Genomic DNA, 17,050 nt, shown 5'->3' on the forward strand with positions numbered 1-17,050 from the left:
CCACGAGGTCCTTTTATTTAGACGCTAGCAATTACTGCATCTCAGTCGAGATTTTTTTAAATTGATAGCCCAGTGCATTTAGTTTGTTTGGTTCTTGAAAATCAAATACGGTGCCAGTCCCGCGCCCATATCCTTGAACTTGAAGTAGGTTTTCGTCAACAACTTTCAAAGCGCGTACAAACCCATGTTTGACAGAAATGGCTAGCAGCGCTTGAAGCTCAGGTGAGTATTGTAATTCAATATCGCCTATCTTTGGCTTGGTGGTTTCAACTTTGTAATAGCCCAAAAACTTTTCTAGCTCAGGAGTCAGTTTTGTTGTAACGAGTTTGCTAAAAACATTGGCTGAGTCTCTACCGTTGTAGGTAAAGCGAAACCCATCAATTGCTTGAGTCAGCTTGATCCTTATATCGCCTTTTTCACCGATAATTTGGTAACTGTCAGAATCAACTTGTTTGAGCTGTTTAATAGCTTGTCCTGGAGTGAAAATAACGAACTCTCCGCTGGGTGTTTTATCAATGATTATGTTACGTCTACCAGCATAAAAACCAGCTTCTAGCGTTTTCGATTGGGGTGGCTGAGAAGCAGATGTTTGAGTGTTTTTATTTTCTAAAGATGGCCCTGTTGCAGACTGAGTGACTATGTTTGTCACCATTTCGGCGATATCGAAAACCGTATCGCCCCCGTCTCTATTATTTGTTGTGACAAATACGCCAAAGTTGAGCTCTGGCACGATATACATCATGCTTTCGTAGCCTTGGTAACTGCCATCATGACTAATTGCAATGTGGCCATTAAAATGGTCAATGAAGAAGCCTAGTCCCATTTCGTGGTCACCGTCTAACTGGATATGCGCATTTTGCACATTGCGAACTCTTGTAATGAGCGAGGAGGGCACGATTGCATGGCTATCATAGTTCCAGCTGTCGAGTATTGCTTGCATGTAGCGCGCATATCATTACCAGTTGAAATAATACCGCCAGCTGGCGTCAGTAAAGAAGCGAATTTAGGTTCTTGAACAGTGCCACTGTAGCTTTGCGCCATTTGCACTGGTAGTGGACCATTTGGTAAATGACTCAAAGTATTGTTCATCGCCAGCGGCGTGAAGAATTCAGTTTGCAAGTAATCCTGCCAGCTTTGAGCACTTATTCTTGAAACCAGCAATCCGGCTAACCCAAACGCATTATTATTGTAGGCAGAAATAGTGCCCCTATTCCAAGCAAGATAGTCGTCACTTAATAAAGCCGCTAATGAATTAAGGTCTTTATTAGGACTTGTTGTTGGCTCATCACCTCGGAACCAGCCTGTTGGGATGCCACTTTGGTGGGTTAAGAGGTCGCGCACCGTTATTACGTTATTATTATTGGGAAGCGTTTTTGGTTTAAAGTCAGGTAAGTGCTTATAAACAATGTCATCTAGAGAGAGTTTTCCTTGGTTTACTAATTTAAGTACAGCGAGTGTGACAAACGTTTTAGTAATGGAGGCAATGCGAAATTGGGTATCAGGTGTGACAGCTTGTTGTGTTTCTGTATTTGCTAGACCAAAGCCTTGCAACATGACAGGTGTATTGTCTTTCACCACTGCTATAGATAAACCTGTGGTTTCTCCTCCAGCTAAGCGATGCTCAATTTGCTGGGAGATTTTCTGTATATCAGATTGATCCAAAGCAAACGTATAACTACTAAGTGAGAAGCCTGCTATTAAGCTTGCAGCAATGTGATTTTTTTCATGGTTATCCTTAATTATTGATATTGGGTAATGGTGACGTTTGTTATAAAAAAGGTGCGCCACTCGAACTGTAGACGATAAAGGTACGATTAAAATTAATGCAATTATCTCAATCTTGATGAACCACCTGAGTTGGCAAAAGAATGAATAGGAAAGTATTTGGGTTTGTTATTTTGCATTTTAGGAATCTTTTCACTTTGCGAATTGCAATTTGCAAAATGAAAAAATGTTTAATCATGTCGAGAATCAGTGAGCAATACGCTAAAAATGAGATGATAGAAATATATAAGTAATTTATTCAATAATTTAGAGGTTTTAACTTAGGGCATTTACAAGTTTTTAGGTTGTTTTCTGTACTGACATAATTTTGTTATTACATGGTCGTTCAGCTTATTTTCAGTGAAGTAAGCAAATATAAATGAGAGTGAAATAAAATACCTATAATTAACAAAGAAGTGGAAAAGATATTATTTCTCCGGTGTGATTATTGCATGAGTACGGTTAACTTAAATAAACAATGGTGTATTCATGACAAAAACACAGAACATAGTAACTAAGTTGGGTGCAGCACTCGCACTTACAGCCAGTTTTTCTGTATTAGCTGACGATAACGCCTGTTTAGAGGGACTTTTTGCAATTGACAGGTTCGCAGCAGATGGGCAGAGCGCAGTTTTTCATATCGATACGAGTTCTAAAATTAGTCGCGAGGTACCCGGAGCATCTTTCGCTTCAAGCAACTTAGCCGGGTCTGGTGCAAAGTTGTATGCAATGCAACGATTAGACAGCGAAACAAATGCCTCGAAATTGTATGAGTTTGATATGCAAACCATGCAGCAACGTGAAGTGGCCGACACGACAAGCTACCCCATAAAACGTTCAGCAGTTTCCCCATCCGGTGATTTTCTTCTGGCCACGAGCCAAACTTACATGTATCGATTTGATCTGATAACAGGCCAAAAAACAGTGCTTGGAAAAATGAAGTCAGACAGTGCAAGCTATGATGACTTCGATCATGGTGACATTGCTTATTCGGCAGATGGTAATTTGATATATGTACTGAACGGTAAAGCGTTATATGTACTAGACGAAGCAACTATGTCGCTTACAGAAATAGGTGAGCACAATTTAAATTGGGCTTCAGGTCTTGCAGTGGATGAAAACGGCGTGATTTATGTCTCTGCGAGAAACAGCGGCGAAAATGCTAAAATTTACACGCTAGATGCGCAAACTGCACAAGCAACATTGCTGATGGATGGGCCAGAGCATATTGCTGATTTAACTTATGTACAAGGGTGTGGAAACACCTTGCCCGTTATTGCAAATGCGTTGCAGCAAGAAGTTAATAAAGCCAACCAGTATTGGCGAGGTGAGGCGGTCGAGGACAAAATCGCCAACTTGGCTGGATTCAAAGATGGTACTTTTAACTTTAACGCAGAAGGTTTTCCTGTTGAGTCAAAAGACAAGTTGAATAAACACAATAAGTTCACTAAAAACCCCAATGCTAATCGCTGTGCGCGGATGTGGAATAACATGTTAGATCATCAATATGTGTTAAACCGCAGCGGTAAAGGCCGTAAAAAAGCTGATGGCAGTACAAAATGGTATTTCTCTACTGCTGATGGCGAATATAAAGTGGTTAAAGCAAGTAAAGGCATTTGCTATTACGGCTATGCGTCCGGTGAAGCCGGTCGCATTATCTACAACACAAAAACAGGTATAGTCAGCGTTCAATAGATTAAGTTTTATAGCCTCAACTAAGCGCGGCCAATTGGCTGCGCTTTTTATTTTATATTAGGTGCAACTATTTAGCTTTTTATAACGTCTAAGTGTTCATATTTATGCAAAGTGCCATAATATTTATTTTAATTAGGTATGTGAATATTTAGGAAAGTAATGAAACTTTATTTAGTAATATTTATGTTGTGGAGCGCGACATATTCGTTGAAAAGCATTGCCTCAACAGCGGCTGAAATACAGCATTTATTGACCTTCATTGAAACGTCTAATTGCCAGTATGAGCGCAATGGCTCACTACATACGGCACGTGATGCTAAGCAGCACATTAGTAAAAAGTATCATTACTATCAAGATGATATTGAGTCGGCGGAAGATTTTATAAGTTTAACGGCCTCCAAAAGTAGTTTGTCTGGTAAGCCGTACCTTATTCATTGTAGTAATAATAAACCAATAAAGAGTAGTGAATGGTTACTTTTGGAGCTCAAGGCGTTTAGAAAGCAAAAAAAATAGTACAGAGCAAAAAGCGATAACTTATACAGTGAAGGGTTATTCTATCTTAATTTATAATTCTTTTTTATTATTTTTATGTGTTTTTTTATTTTCTGAAATAGGTGCAATGGTATTGTAACTGTACCTATTACAACTATTTATAATGCAACAAGTTATATATGGGAAGCTAAAAATTACTTTTCTCAGTTAATCTTTCTGATCCTTTTATGATCAGTTTTTTATGTTTTATAGTAATTTAATAACATAAGTCTATAAATGTTAATAATTAAATTATTCCAACTTTGCTTTGCTTAAATTATAATGTGCCCTTAATTAAGCACTTGTATGCAAAAGTATTTTAATAAAAGGGCACTTCAATTCGTCAGCAAAGAGCTGTATTACTTTGCGGACTTATAAGCTAAGTCTCATACGTTACCTCTGGTACATACACCTGGAGGTTAACACTCATATTTATTCAAATATCTCACAACCAGTAAAGAGCAAAATCTTAACGCTCTCTACTGGTTTTTGTGCTTTACGGTAATCATTAACTTAGGGATGTATAAACAGCATATGGCACTTAAAGACTTGTCTATTTCAAAGCAAATTGGGTTGAGCTTTGCGTCTATTTTTATGGTTTTTTTCGGGGTGAGCCTGATGACCTACAATGGTTTAAAGGGGATCAATGATGACCTTGAACTGATTGTACAAACCAGCATTCCATCGGTTGAGATAGTAAAAGATCTGCAAATTGAGATGGCAACCATTCGAAAAGATGAGTTTTTGATTGTCACAAATTCAGAGCACCCAGATATCAATGAATGGATAGTGGATTTAGGTGGTTTGAAATCTGGTCTAGATAATAAGATCCAAGCATACAGTAGTTTAAGGGTTTCAGACCAAGAACGTATACAGTTTCAAGCTTTTGAACGTGCATGGCGCAAGTATGCATCGGCAACATCAAGCTTTGATAGACTGGTAAAAAGTGGCCAAGTAAGTGAAGCTAACTCAATTGTTTTAAACAGCTATAACTTCTACTCAGAAGCTATGGATGAACTGAGCAAGCTGAACAAAATTAATAGCGATAATGTGGGCATGGCCGAAACATCGGCTGTACGCGCAGTAAAAACAGTGATCACGGTTATTATCATTTGTACGTTGGTTTCGGCGGTGATGATAGCGCTCATTTGCTTTGTCCTAAGCGGCGCAATTAGAAAGCCACTAGAAAAGGCGAAAGACCTTGCTGGCAGTATTGCCAATGGCGACCTAAGTTCACGTATTGATATACGCTCAGTGGGCAATAATGAACTTGGCGCTTTGCTAATGTCTTTGGAGAAAATGCGTGAACAGTTAAATAGCCTTGTTGTGAAGATAAATGACAGCGCTATCCAACTGACAACAGCCGTAGAAGAAGTGAATATGATCTCGGCTCAAAATGCCACAGGCATGCAGAATCAGCAAAATGAGTTACAGTCAGTTGCATCAGCAATGACGCAGATGCAGGCTGCGGTATCTGAAGTGGCAAAAAGTACAGAAATGGGCGCTGAGTCTGCCAATCAAGCCAATGTTAAGTCTCGTGAAGGCAGTGCTGCACTGAAAAGTAACATTGTGCAGATTTCTAGCGTTGCAGATACTGTGTCTCATGCAGGAGATTTAGCCCATAATCTAGAAAAGAACTCACAAAACATCAATGTTGTGGTGGATGTTATTCGTGAAATCGCCGAGCAAACTAACTTACTTGCATTAAATGCCGCGATTGAAGCGGCGCGAGCGGGTGCACAAGGGCGTGGCTTTGCGGTGGTTGCGGATGAAGTCCGCTCTTTAGCACAGCGTACACAAGACTCTACAACTCAGATTGTTGAGATAGTGAGTGATTTGCAGTCTAAATCGAAAGAAACGGGCGAGGCGACTAGAACGTGTCAAAAAGGCATTGATGTGTGCGTACAGCAAACTGAAACAGTCAGCGATACGATCACGCAAATCGAGCAGGAAATTGACAGTATTGCCGCGATGAGTACGCAAATAGCAGCAGCATGTAATGAGCAATCGGTTGTCTCTGAAGAATTGAATCGAAATATTGAAAATATCAATGTTGCCGCAGTTGAAATGACCGAAGGCGCAAATCAAACCTCACAAGCGTGTCATGAAATAAGTGAACTGGCTCATGGTTTAAAAGCAAGTGTTGAACAGTTTAAGCTATAAGTTAAACCGCAAGCGGATTAGCGGAGTGTAAAAAGCCAATTAATTTAAAAAATTTTAAGTTAATAGACTAGTATTTTTAAAGCGAGCCATAGTATGGTTCGCTTTTTTATTATATGCACCCATTAATCACTGAATGGCTTACATGTTTGTTTGCTTTTAAATCTAATTAAACTTAGGTGGAGAGGGTATTTTTAATTAGTTTAATAATAAATTATTTATTGGTTTTATTGTTCTAAATTTCTAATTATTTACTTAAATTGATTAAATCAAGGGAAGAATGTGATAAGAGCGACCATTGTCTTTGTTTTGATAAGTCTTTGCTTTGTGGCAGAAGCGAAGAATTCGCAAAAAATTGTACTGAATGTCCCTTTGGTTGAGCAGGGGAAAAAGTTATGCGGGCCTGCAACCATAGAAATGATTTTTAAGTACTGGGGCATAAAGGATTACACCCAATACGATATTGCTGAGTCTATCTTGAATCAGTATGGAGATATGCCGGTGTTCATTCGCTCTGGTGTACTGAACAATTATCCTCGCAACTGGGCAGATTATCCGGGAACCAAGGTTACTTATTTAAAAGGTTTTTTGCAGCGTTTTGGTAAAACACGTAGCATCACAGTCGATAAATCACAAGATTTGGCTGAGAGCATTGATGAAAAACGCGCGCAGTTGTTTAATCATATTAAGGCTTACATTGCCAGCGGCATCCCTGTTATTGTATTTCAGTATTGGGAGTTGCCAAAATCGCAAAGTCATTACCGAGTCGTTGTAGGTTATGATGAGGCTAAACGGTTAGTTTATTTGAATGATGCAAAGGGGGCGAGGCGTGTTGTGCAAACTTACGAAGAGTTCTTAAACTTATGGAATGTAGAGCACCCACGGCTTCGTTATTATGCGGTTGCGTTTAATACTGAGCGTAAAAAAATAAATATCGAGCTTTGAGAAGATAGACATCATTTGTGATTTTGATATCAATGAGCTTGCAATGAGGAGTCGTATGATTAGAAAAGGTCTGGCATCCGATATTGAACCTGTACTGATGGTGTGGCTTGCTGCGTCTCAACAAGCACATCATTTTGTGCCAGAGAGCTTTTGGCGTGATCACCTCGATACTATGCGGCAGGTGTATTTGCCCAGCTCAGATAATTATGTGTATTTGGATAATCAACAAATCATCGGTTTTTATGCTTTGGTAAAAAACACCCTTGCGGCAATTTTTGTTTTACCAGAAAAACAAGGCCAAGGGGTAGGTAAGCAGCTCATTGCTGATGCAAAGTCCCGATGCAATACCTTGGATCTGTCTGTATATCAGCGCAATGTAGCGAGCGTGGCATTTTATCAGCAGCAAGGTTTTGAAATTATTGCACAAGACGAAGATCCGCTTACAGGGCAAGCGCAATATATTATGAGTTGGCAAGATAGGCAGACCGCATGATGAGGTTTGCTTTTTATTTAACAAGGACATATTCATTTTAAAATGAGTGGTAAATAGCATGAAGTCTAAATTTCAATGCTTAAAAGCAACATGGAAATTAAATGTTGCCGTTGCATTTTCATTACTGGTATTAATAATCACAATTTCGATATCGGCCGGGTTGGCCTTTGAGTTGGCAGTTGTAATTAGTTTGCCATGTTTGTCTTTGACTGGGTTACTTTGTGATATTTTGACACGCTTTGCTGAACGTAAGTTGTATCAACCTAGTCCTTATTTCAAAGTGTGTGCGCAAAAAGAGCGTGATAAATACGGACCATTCAGAGCAAAAAGGCGTCAACAAGCAGATGAAAGCCCATAGGTTGAGGTAAAACCCCTAACTTATTGGCAAGCATATAAAACCAGTTTAAGCCGTCAGCGCAATTTGTTTATTCCTCAGGTCTTACTTCAAATAAAAGAAAGTGCCATTAAATCAGATGGGGTGAGTGTTTTTTGAACACTTTTTGTAAAAAAGCTCGACAAAACAGAATTTCAGTGTATCCTACGCAGCGTATGAAGATATTTGATTTATTTGTTGTTGTTTGCTTAAGTTTCTGTTTTTGTCATAAAACCTAATTTTAGCCACTCACTTTACTTCCGATACTGTACACATTTTTTTTAATTTTTATATAAATAGGTAATTTATGTCTCAAGTAACAGGCACTGTAAAATGGTTTAACGAGTCAAAAGGTTTTGGCTTCATTGCACAAGAAAACGGTAACGACGACGTTTTTGTTCACTTCAGAGCTATCCAGTCTGAAGGTTTCCGTACTTTGACTGAAGGTCAAAAAGTAAGCTTCACAGTAACTCAGGGCGCTAAAGGTCCTCAGGCTGAAAACGTAACTGTACTTTAATCAGTTATGTCTAGGTGCGGCATCAAGCTGCACCTTGCTATCTCACACTCTCTTCTATTTTCTTGCTTTACACTTTTTATTAGTTTTATTCCTTTCAATTTAAATCATTTTTACTGTCAGCTTCTTAGCCATTCTATTTGCATATATTGGCCCAATATATCGATTTACTTTAACGCTCATTTTCAGGTGGAAGTTCCTTAATTTGTGCCATACCTGAGCCTATTTCTAGAATTTGCCGGCCGAGAACATCTGCTGGTGCATTTGAAATCCATACTTTAATTCGTTTTATACCCACGATGAGGTAGGGTAATTTTCTGTCTTTATACTGACCAGTTCTGCGGTCTATAAAAGGCTTCATCTCTTTTATAAACTCGTATATGAGTATTGGGCCTTTTTCTGCTCCAATCCCTACGCTCATTTCCTCGACTTGATAACTTGAACTGCAACCCATGAATAAACTAAAAGCACTAATCAAGATAATTATTCTTGTCGCCAATGTAGGCTCCTTCCTTGGTGTTTATCGTTAACGTTCGTCTTCAGGCGGAAGCTCTTTAATTTGTGCCATGCCTGAACCTATTTCTAGAATCTGCCTGCCGAGAACATCAGCTGGTGCATTTGAAATCCATACTTTAATTAGGCCATTCCGTTTCATGCCCACGATGAGGTAGGGTAATTTTCTGTCTTTATACTGACCAGTTCTACGGTTAATAAATGGCTTTAAATCTTGTATAAACTCGTATCCAGCTTTGTTATCTATTGTTGCCTCGCCTACCCTGAATAGGTCGGTATCCATGTCATACCATGCGACCTCAACTTTTTTGGGAAATGGGATATCATAAGTAAATGACATTTTTCCACCATCTTTCCAACAGCAACCAACTGACCCTGCGGGTGCTGACCAACTATCATCAAACTGAACGGCTCCTACCATAAAGTCAGAGCCATTTTGTGCACTGACAACGACAGCTAATTCATCAATATCTCTTGTTATTGAACAAGCAGTATTAATGACTATTAAAATAGATAACATAAAAAGCCTTTTCGCCACTCTATGCCCCTCCCTTGGAGTTTACTTTTATCTCTAACGTTGTTCTTCAGGTGGAAGTTCCTTAATTTGTGCCATGCCTGAGCCTATTTCTAGAATTTGCCGGCCGAGGTAATTGCCCGGTGCATTCGATATCCACACTTTTATCAAGCCGTCTCGCTTCATGCCCACGATGAGGTAGGGTAATTTTCTGTCTTTATACTGACCAGTTCTGCGGTCTATAAAAGGCTTCATCTCTTTTATAAACTCGTAGCCAGCTTTGTTATCTATTGTTGCCTCGCCTACCCTGAATAGGTCGGTTTCCATGTCATACCATGCGACAACGACTTTGCTTGGAAAGTTGACTCCATCTACAAATGACAGGGCACCTGCATTTTTCCAGCAACACCCTATAGAACCAGCAGGTACAGACCAAGCGTCATCAAATAGTACGGTGCCGACCATTAAGTCAGATTTATCTTCTGCGGCGATTCCAACACTCATTTCTTTGACTTGATAACGTGAACTGCAGCCCATGATTAATAACAAGATACCAATTGAGATAATTATTCTTTCAGCCACTCTATGCCCCTTCCTTGGAGTTTACTTTTTATCTCTAACGTTCGTCTTCAGGTGGAAGTTCCTTAATTTGTGCCATACCTGAGCCTATTTCTAGAATTTGTCGGCCAATAGCTTCCGATGATGAGTTTGATATCCATACTTTAATTAAGCCGTTTCGCTTTATTCCGACAATGAGGTAGGGGGTGCTGTCATCAAAGTATTCTCCTGTAGAACGAACAATTACAGGCTTCATTTTTTGTATAAACTCATATCCTGTTTTGTTATCTATTTGTGCTTCGCCTACCCAAAAGAGTTCAGTACTCAAGTCGTACCAAGCAATAACGACGGTATTCGGAAAGGGGGTATCATATACAAAAGACAATGCTCCAGAGTCTTTCCAGCAACACCCTATTGCACCGGCTGGCACACTCCATGTCTCATCAAATGTGACTTCCCCTACCATAAGAATTGGCCCCTTTTCAGCGGCAACCCCTACGCTCATTTCTTCTACTTGATAACTTGAACTGCAGCCAATAAGTATGAAAAAGACACCAATGAAGATAATTATTCTTTTCGCCACTGTGGATTGACTCCTATGTTATAAACCTGCCAACGCCCCTGACTGGATACGCAGTTGCTTGGGGTGTTATAAAAGATTTCCCGAATACCATTGTCGGCGACAAATTCTGCTTCATCTTCCACCGAGTACGCAATGGTGTCGACAAAGCCGGCATACTTATGACTATGGTGAATATAATATTGATATAGCCACTGCCAATCTTGGCTGTTGACTCCGCCGCGCATAGCAGCCTCGACCGTCGATTTTAACTCATCGGGTAATTCATATTGATAAGTGCGTTTTCCATTTCTTTGATAAATGCTCGAAAGCGTATCAATGGGTAAAAATGGCACGCCATATTTTACAGCCTCTGCATACATGGCGTGCAGTGCATAGTGGGGCAGTTGGTTATTAACTTGACGGTACCAACGGGGCTTATAGGTGGTAATCACGGTATTCTCAGGCCGTTTTTTAAGACGTTTATTTTGGTTTAATCCCGTGCCCATTTTTACAAAGGTAATGTCTATGCCTGGCCAATGATATTTTTGCTCGAGCTCCGCTTTTTTTGCGGCGAGGCGGGCATCATGATGTGGGTGTGATGGGTGCCCCTCTATATATTGCCTTGGGTATTTTATGGTGGTGCTGTGGTGGCTGTAGCCTCCGCCGACATCTGCATGGGCACCGGGCAGCGTAATCTCTTGTATATTGCTGGCGGTATTGCCATCTGGTGTTTTTAAGCTATGTAAGGGAAAGCTGTCGCGGCGCTCATCATAGGCAACGGGGTGGTAGACAAAACCGGCAGAGTGCTCGTTAATATCTAAATTGACCGGATAGTCTAGTTTTTGCTTGGCATAATACTCGTTGTGGTGATCGTCTCCATCCCCTCCAATGGAAGACACGGTATCAAAAGGCCCCAAAAACCGTATCATGGGGGTAATACCGCCCCAATAATTTGGGTTATCGCGGGTGATCTCATGGACTTGATTGACAAAGCAGCGCGCTGCGGTGGCTCCGCGGCTAAAGCCAAAGACGTCAATATGTACAAGTTTAACTAGGCCTGATAAAACAGTATTTGTATATTTCTTTAGATCATCTAGTCCACGCTTCACCTTGTCATCAAAACTAAGTGCTAAGGCTAAGTCCATGGTGATATCACTTTTATTGTCTCGGGTACCAATGCCTTCAATGTATAACCTTCTAATAAATGCTTCATTTCTTGGGTACAACTCATATAACTTGGTGACATTGGTTGGCTCTTTGTCATCACCAATCACTTTATTATCATTGGTGCGGTTATTGCCGGTGCCATCAAAAAAGAGCCCAAAGCTCGGTGGTTCACTGAGAAGGCGAAGTTTGACATGGCCTTCGCTGGTGACTTGGTGATCAAGTAGCTGCACACCACCGCGTTTACCTATATTGAGGGCTTTTAATTTATCTCGGTTTTTAAAGTCCTTGAATGCCATATTGGGGATCAATACTTGCTCAGGGACGCCGAGTATTTTGGCGCTGAGACTGTAATGGGTGTCATCTTCTAAGCGCGGAAAAAGCAGTTGATCTTGTGCAAGGCCATTATTGCTTCGAGACAAAACGGTTGGGGCCCCGCGCATCACAATACTGACGGGGATTTTTCCTTCAATCGTCACAATAAGGCGTTGATCGTTTAAATCGGGTGACTGAGTGTAATCGACGGGCACATGGGCCTGTGTATCTGGTGTAGCCGACGTGTCATGATAACTGAGTGCTCCAGCGCTGCCTTGCAGTGCTTGTGCTCTGGGCATCGCGGTAGCTTTTTTCAGTACAATGAGTTCATCTTTGGTGTTGGCGTGCTTGGCATGGGCAATTAATACATGACCTTTTTTTTCTTTTAAAACCAGTTGAGTATCATGGGTGCTTCTAAGTTCACGCCATGTTTCTGGGGTTTTGATCACAACCCAACTGCTGGCATGGGGCTTAAGCGCTTGGCGAATATCTCCGGGTAGTTTGGTGGCTGAATAGAGCTCGGTCACCTGTTCGCCTTTAGGCTTGTCAAAGGCTTCTAGTTTTGTGATCAGATCTTCTATTTCTGATTGCGTATCAACGCGACTTTGCGCATACATAACAATCCTTGTTAGCTAATGATTTAGTATTATGCTATCACCTGTTGGGGACGGCTGTAAATATTTTATAATATTTGTTAACTTCTGGTTTTTGGGTGCGGAAGTTTTATCCGCAGGTGTATTTTTATACGGCGGATTCAGGTACAGTCATGGTCTATGTATTATCAAGGAGATAGCCATCATGACCCAGTTACCCATCTTTGTGGTTGATGCATTCACAAATACGCAATTTAAAGGTAATTCTGCCGCGGTTGTGCCATTAGAAGCTTGGATAAGTGATGAACTCATGCAGCGTATTGCTGCTGAAAATAATCTCTCAGAAACCGCCTTCTTAGTTAAAAATACGCCAAATAGCTATCAGATCCGTTGGTTCTCTCCGTTAACTGAAATTGCGTTTTGTGGCCATGCAACCCTTGCCAGCGCATTTGTTTTGTTTAATCACCTTGGCGTCTCTGAGCGTGTCGAATTTACCACGCAAACGGTAGGTAGCTTAACTGTAACGCAAACGGCTGAGTCGAAGTTAGTTATGAACTTCCCGATGCAAATGCCTGAGCCTATATCAAACGTGCCAAGTACGCTGCTAACGGGCTTATCAATTACGCCAAGCCAAGTACTTAAAAATCGCCAAGCGTATTTTGTAATTTACGACAATGAAGTCGATGTGCATCAAGTGGCTTATGACGCGGCACAATTAAAGCAACTGGCGCCTTTGGATGTGGTAGTGAGTGCGCCGGGTTCTGAACATGATTTTGTTTCTCGGTATTTTTGGCCCGCGAATGGGGGCGAGGAAGATCCGGTTACCGGCTCAATTCATACCGGTCTTGCGCCGTTTTGGTCAAAGCGTTTTGATAAGCAAGTACTCAAAGCCTATCAAGCCTCAAAAAGGGGGGGAGATTTGGTGTGTGAGGTTGATTTTAGTACTGAGCGAGTCACCATTACCGGTGAAGCTGTATTGTACTTACAAGGCCATATTTGGGTTTAGCCTAACGTCTTATTTAAACGTGCTTTATTTGGAGTAGTGAATGGATAAAAAGCAGAAGTTTGCGATATGGGGTTTAATTTTTGTTGCGCTGATGGCGGCTGTGACAGTGATTGCGCATATGTCATGTATCTGGCTTGGGGAGGCCTGCTATCGAGCGCAATTAGCGCCAAAAGAGGTGGTGGAGTCTGCTAAAAATGGTACCTTGTTTGCGCCAATTGCCACGGTAGGCATCTCGTTTTTGTTTGCTTTATGTGGTGCATATGCACTTGCAGGCGCAGGGCTCATTAAGCGCTTACCACTGACTTATATCGCACTGTGGGCCATTGGCGTGTTATGCACCTTACGGGGGATAGTTGGCATTGGCTTTAGCCTAGTTTATGTTGATATGGTAACGGTGTATTCTTTTGTCGCTACCATAATTTGGTTTACCTGCGGGGTTATAACGTGCTTTGCCATCAAGTGGGTGCCGACATGTGCGCAGGCACCCAATAAGTCGGCACTGAACTAGGTTACAGGTATTTGAGTAGCGGACTGTGATGGGTTCGCTTAATAGCCAAGTAATGTTTGCAAGGCACGTATAAAGCCAAGGTGATCCCAAGCCATGCGATATAAGCAAGTATTAAACTGGGTTCATAGCGACTTGGCCACTCCTCTGGTGTGCTGAAAAAGTGTATTGTTTGCCCATAGACAAGCCAGCTATAAGCTTGCGCGCTGAGGTTTATCGCAGGAATGTGTAGCAGGTAATAAAATAGCGGAACGCCGCCTAAAATTTTAAACCCATCTAATAAGGTCAGTTTAAAGCCGCGATTTTGTAAATACTCTAAACAGGCCAAAATCAGTAAACCCGGACCTAAAGTCATTAACAGATAAACGAGCGACGGTGGATATTTGCTGTTATTCAGTAAAGACATGACGGACTCTGCGAAAGACGCTTCAGGTGTAAATAAATTCGGCTCCCCATAAATATTGCCCAATTTGAGCAATACAAACAGTACCACAGCGAAAGTACCAAACAGTGCAAAGACCTTGTATCTATATTGCGCACTGAGCTGAAACAAATATCCGCAGCAGTACCCTAAAGACATGACGGAAAACCAAGGGATCAAGGGGTAAAGGGCAAGTACGTCAACTTGCGTCGAAAAGGTCAATGTCGTCGGGCTATGTAAAATATGCCATAGCCACGCAAAGTCTTGTCCAAACCAGTTTATGATGGTTTGATCTGGTAAGGCGTTATGTGCACCGATCACCACAATTGACATAATGCAAATCCATGTCAGAGGCAAGTAAATCAGTGCAGCCAAAATAATCATTGACCAGCCAATGGCCCAGATCACTTGTAAAAACACCACGTCATAACCAAACTGCCAACTAAAGTTGATCACGGTAAGCTCTAAAAAAATCAACCAAAGCCCTCGGCTGAGCAGATAGTTACGTACTTTTGTAGTTGAGCGCACTTTGTCTGCATATAAGTAAGCGCCTATGCCAGTTAAAAATATAAACAAAGGGGCGCAAAAGTGGGTTACCCAGCGGGTTAAAAACCATGCCAGTGTCGTCTGATCAAGATCTGTGGGTGAAAAGGGGGTTTCTGCCCAGTAGCGCCGAGTATGATCCAGCGCCATGAGCACAATAATAAAGCCTCTCAGAATATCAAGAGAGTAGAGACGGTCAGTTTTAGCCACGGCTTATTCTTTTGTGAATTTAATGTTAATTAAAATCTAGTTGTAAAATAAGACTATGGCCAGTTGCTTGATAAAAAAGATATATTTTTTTAGATATACGCAAGTTGCTCACGAAAAGCAGCAACGGATTTGCCAAAATGCCGTTTAAACTGTTTTGCCAGTGCTTGCGGGTCTTGGTAGCCTACGTTCTGGGCAATATCCCCAAAGTGTTTATTTGAATAGACAAGTAGCTCTTTGGTTCTCTCCAATCTAAGCAAGCGAATATAGTCAAATGGTGTCATGCCGACCGAGGACTTAAAGCGTCGAATGAGTGTGCGCTCAGACATACATGCCAACTCAGCGAGTGCCTTGAGAGTGAATTGCGCACTGAGCTGTTTTTTTACATGGCATTGTACAGATTGCACAGCACTATCTTGATGCGCATCTAGGGCGCTGCTCATCATAAAGGCAGTTTGGCGAAGTTGTGGCTCAGGTATAGCAAGCCAACTCATGACTTTTTTAGCCGTATCTGCGCCGACTTGTTGTTTTATAAGCGCCAGCATAACGTACATATAGCTATGAGCGGCGCCAGCGGTATATAGCTTTTGGTCGCAAAGATAAATGGGCGAGGTGTCTAGTTCTAAATGTGGGAAGTGACGGTTGAAAAAAGCTTCTAGCCACCAGCTTGCGGTGATCCGCTGTTTGTCTAATAGGCCTAGCGCTGCGGCATAGGCAACGCCACAGCAACCAGCAATCAGTGTGGGTGAGGTAAGGGGCTTTAATTTTTCACTTAGCAGCGGGGCATAACTATTTAGCTTTTGGCACTCCTGCCAAAGGCGTTTGTCGCCTTGGTATTGACTACCAATGATGATCAACACATCAAAGTATTGTAAGTCCTTGAGTTGACAGTCAACCTTAAACGACAAGCCTTGGCTGCTGACAATGCTTTGCTCATTTAAAGAGACAATTTGCCATTGATAAAAGTGGGTCTGCATCACCTGATTAGCGACATTTAAAACATCAATGATCCCTGTTAACGCGCTTGCCATTACACCTTGTTGACATAACATTGCAACTTTCATGTCGCTTTCACCTTGTATCTTGTCATTAGTGACACTTTAGAGGGCTGTAGCGCTTCTGTAAAGTGGTTGCACATTCATTGAGTAAGGAAATTTGTATGTGGATCCAGTTCCCCATTATCGCTTTGGTACTTTTATTTTTATGGTTATGGCTTGCAACGGCCTGCTTACGCATAAAGGCAGTCCGGCGCGGCGAATTATCACTGCAAGCGGTCAATTTTGTGCTTAAAGATCAGATGGCAGAACGCACTCGGCTGTACGGCAATAGCTATGATAACCAGTATCAGCAACCTGTTTTGTTCATCTGTCTATTAGCGCTGTTACATATTGAATCTGTGGCAGGCACAGGTTGGTATCTTGTTGCGTTTATGTTTGTTGCTGCGCGTTATTGGCACTGCTATGAGCATATTCGTTCAACCAATATAAAGAGGCGAACAATGGCATTTGCACTTTCAAGTATCAGTTTGTTTGGCGGGTGGCTCGCTTGGTTTGCAAGTATGACTTTCACAGGATAAATGCCTAGCTTGAAAACTAAAAAAGCAAGGCTGTGCCTTGCTTTGGTTGGTATCATAGTTTGCCACAAATTAACTGTTGTGGCTCAGCGAGAGTACTT

19 protein-coding genes are annotated in these 17,050 nt (G+C 41.4%); 10 read left to right on the forward strand and 9 right to left on the reverse strand.

Annotated features, from left to right (window positions below; genetic code table 11):
- Positions 1-31: 31 nt before the first annotated feature.
- The gene (locus tag QNM16_RS10360) at positions 32-862 is read right to left on the reverse strand and encodes a hypothetical protein (RefSeq protein WP_284020409.1); all 831 of its coding nucleotides are present in this window, start codon (positions 860-862) and stop codon (positions 32-34) included.
- Positions 838-1,662, reverse strand: coding sequence for a serine hydrolase domain-containing protein (locus QNM16_RS10365; protein ID WP_284020410.1), 825 nt, complete (start codon positions 1,660-1,662; stop codon positions 838-840). The genes QNM16_RS10360 and QNM16_RS10365 overlap by 25 nt, the downstream gene beginning before the upstream one ends.
- A 591-nt stretch (positions 1,663-2,253) precedes the next feature.
- Here QNM16_RS10365 and QNM16_RS10370 point away from each other — a divergent pair.
- The 7 genes from QNM16_RS10370 to cspE all read left to right on the forward strand — a co-directional run bounded on the left by QNM16_RS10370 (position 2,254) and on the right by cspE (position 8,478).
- Entirely contained in the window at positions 2,254-3,459 is a 1,206-nt protein-coding gene (locus QNM16_RS10370) for a YncE family protein (protein ID WP_284020411.1), read from the forward strand.
- 159 nt (positions 3,460-3,618) lie between these two features.
- Positions 3,619-3,972 carry a DUF5329 family protein gene (locus QNM16_RS10375; RefSeq protein WP_284020412.1) on the forward strand — a complete coding sequence of 118 codons (354 nt, stop codon included), beginning with the start codon at positions 3,619-3,621 and terminating at the stop codon, positions 3,970-3,972.
- 552 nt (positions 3,973-4,524) lie between these two features.
- Positions 4,525-6,153, forward strand: coding sequence for a methyl-accepting chemotaxis protein (locus tag QNM16_RS10380; RefSeq protein ID WP_284020413.1), 1,629 nt, complete (start codon positions 4,525-4,527; stop codon positions 6,151-6,153).
- A 279-nt stretch (positions 6,154-6,432) separates the two neighbouring features.
- A complete protein-coding gene (locus tag QNM16_RS10385; protein ID WP_284020414.1) occupies positions 6,433-7,095 on the forward strand; it encodes a C39 family peptidase in 663 nt (220 codons plus the stop codon).
- Between the two features lie 55 nt (positions 7,096-7,150).
- Positions 7,151-7,588, forward strand: a complete 438-nt coding sequence (locus QNM16_RS10390; protein WP_284020415.1) for an N-acetyltransferase — start codon at positions 7,151-7,153, stop codon at positions 7,586-7,588.
- 58 nt (positions 7,589-7,646) lie between these two features.
- Complete coding sequence (locus tag QNM16_RS10395; protein ID WP_284020416.1) at positions 7,647-7,946, forward strand: hypothetical protein; 300 nt, start codon at positions 7,647-7,649, stop codon at positions 7,944-7,946.
- A 322-nt stretch (positions 7,947-8,268) separates the two neighbouring features.
- Positions 8,269-8,478: a transcription antiterminator/RNA stability regulator CspE gene (gene cspE / locus QNM16_RS10400; RefSeq protein ID WP_023398163.1), complete on the forward strand. Its 210-nt coding sequence runs from the start codon at positions 8,269-8,271 to the stop codon at positions 8,476-8,478.
- 169 nt (positions 8,479-8,647) lie between these two features.
- Here cspE and QNM16_RS10405 read toward each other — a convergent pair whose 3' ends face one another.
- From QNM16_RS10405 to QNM16_RS10425, 5 genes are read right to left on the reverse strand one after another with little or no spacing between them, the layout of a single operon-like run.
- A complete protein-coding gene (locus tag QNM16_RS10405; protein ID WP_284020417.1) occupies positions 8,648-8,974 on the reverse strand; it encodes a hypothetical protein in 327 nt (108 codons plus the stop codon).
- Positions 8,975-9,001: 27 nt separating this feature from the next.
- Entirely contained in the window at positions 9,002-9,526 is a 525-nt protein-coding gene (locus tag QNM16_RS10410) for a DUF2931 domain-containing protein (protein ID WP_284020418.1), read from the reverse strand.
- A gap of 33 nt (positions 9,527-9,559) precedes the next feature.
- A complete protein-coding gene (locus QNM16_RS10415; protein WP_284020419.1) occupies positions 9,560-10,084 on the reverse strand; it encodes a hypothetical protein in 525 nt (174 codons plus the stop codon).
- 34 nt (positions 10,085-10,118) lie between these two features.
- Positions 10,119-10,643 (reverse strand): DUF2931 domain-containing protein, encoded by a 525-nt coding sequence (locus QNM16_RS10420; RefSeq protein ID WP_284020420.1) that lies wholly within the window; start codon positions 10,641-10,643, stop codon positions 10,119-10,121.
- The gene (locus QNM16_RS10425; RefSeq protein ID WP_284020421.1) at positions 10,628-12,718 is read right to left on the reverse strand and encodes a T6SS phospholipase effector Tle1-like catalytic domain-containing protein; all 2,091 of its coding nucleotides are present in this window, start codon (positions 12,716-12,718) and stop codon (positions 10,628-10,630) included. The genes QNM16_RS10420 and QNM16_RS10425 overlap by 16 nt, the downstream gene beginning before the upstream one ends.
- A gap of 181 nt (positions 12,719-12,899) precedes the next feature.
- Between QNM16_RS10425 and QNM16_RS10430 the strand changes: the two genes are divergently transcribed.
- Together QNM16_RS10430 and QNM16_RS10435 are read left to right on the forward strand one after the other, a co-directional pair.
- Positions 12,900-13,700 carry a PhzF family phenazine biosynthesis protein gene (locus tag QNM16_RS10430; protein WP_284020422.1) on the forward strand — a complete coding sequence of 267 codons (801 nt, stop codon included), beginning with the start codon at positions 12,900-12,902 and terminating at the stop codon, positions 13,698-13,700.
- A 40-nt stretch (positions 13,701-13,740) separates the two neighbouring features.
- Positions 13,741-14,208 (forward strand): hypothetical protein, encoded by a 468-nt coding sequence (locus QNM16_RS10435; protein ID WP_284020423.1) that lies wholly within the window; start codon positions 13,741-13,743, stop codon positions 14,206-14,208.
- 1 nt (position 14,209) lies between these two features.
- On the opposite strand, the gene QNM16_RS10440 is transcribed toward QNM16_RS10435, so the two are convergent.
- Positions 14,210-15,379: an acetyltransferase domain-containing protein gene (locus QNM16_RS10440; RefSeq protein WP_284020424.1), complete on the reverse strand. Its 1,170-nt coding sequence runs from the start codon at positions 15,377-15,379 to the stop codon at positions 14,210-14,212.
- 89 nt (positions 15,380-15,468) lie between these two features.
- Positions 15,469-16,440: a GlxA family transcriptional regulator gene (locus QNM16_RS10445; RefSeq protein ID WP_284020425.1), complete on the reverse strand. Its 972-nt coding sequence runs from the start codon at positions 16,438-16,440 to the stop codon at positions 15,469-15,471.
- A gap of 95 nt (positions 16,441-16,535) precedes the next feature.
- On the opposite strand from QNM16_RS10445, the gene QNM16_RS10450 reads away from it, so the two are divergent.
- Complete coding sequence (locus QNM16_RS10450; RefSeq protein ID WP_284020426.1) at positions 16,536-16,952, forward strand: MAPEG family protein; 417 nt, start codon at positions 16,536-16,538, stop codon at positions 16,950-16,952.
- Positions 16,953-17,050: the final 98 nt, after the last annotated feature.

Source organism: Pseudoalteromonas umbrosa, assembly GCF_030125375.1.
GTDB lineage: Bacteria > Pseudomonadota > Gammaproteobacteria > Enterobacterales > Alteromonadaceae > Pseudoalteromonas > Pseudoalteromonas umbrosa.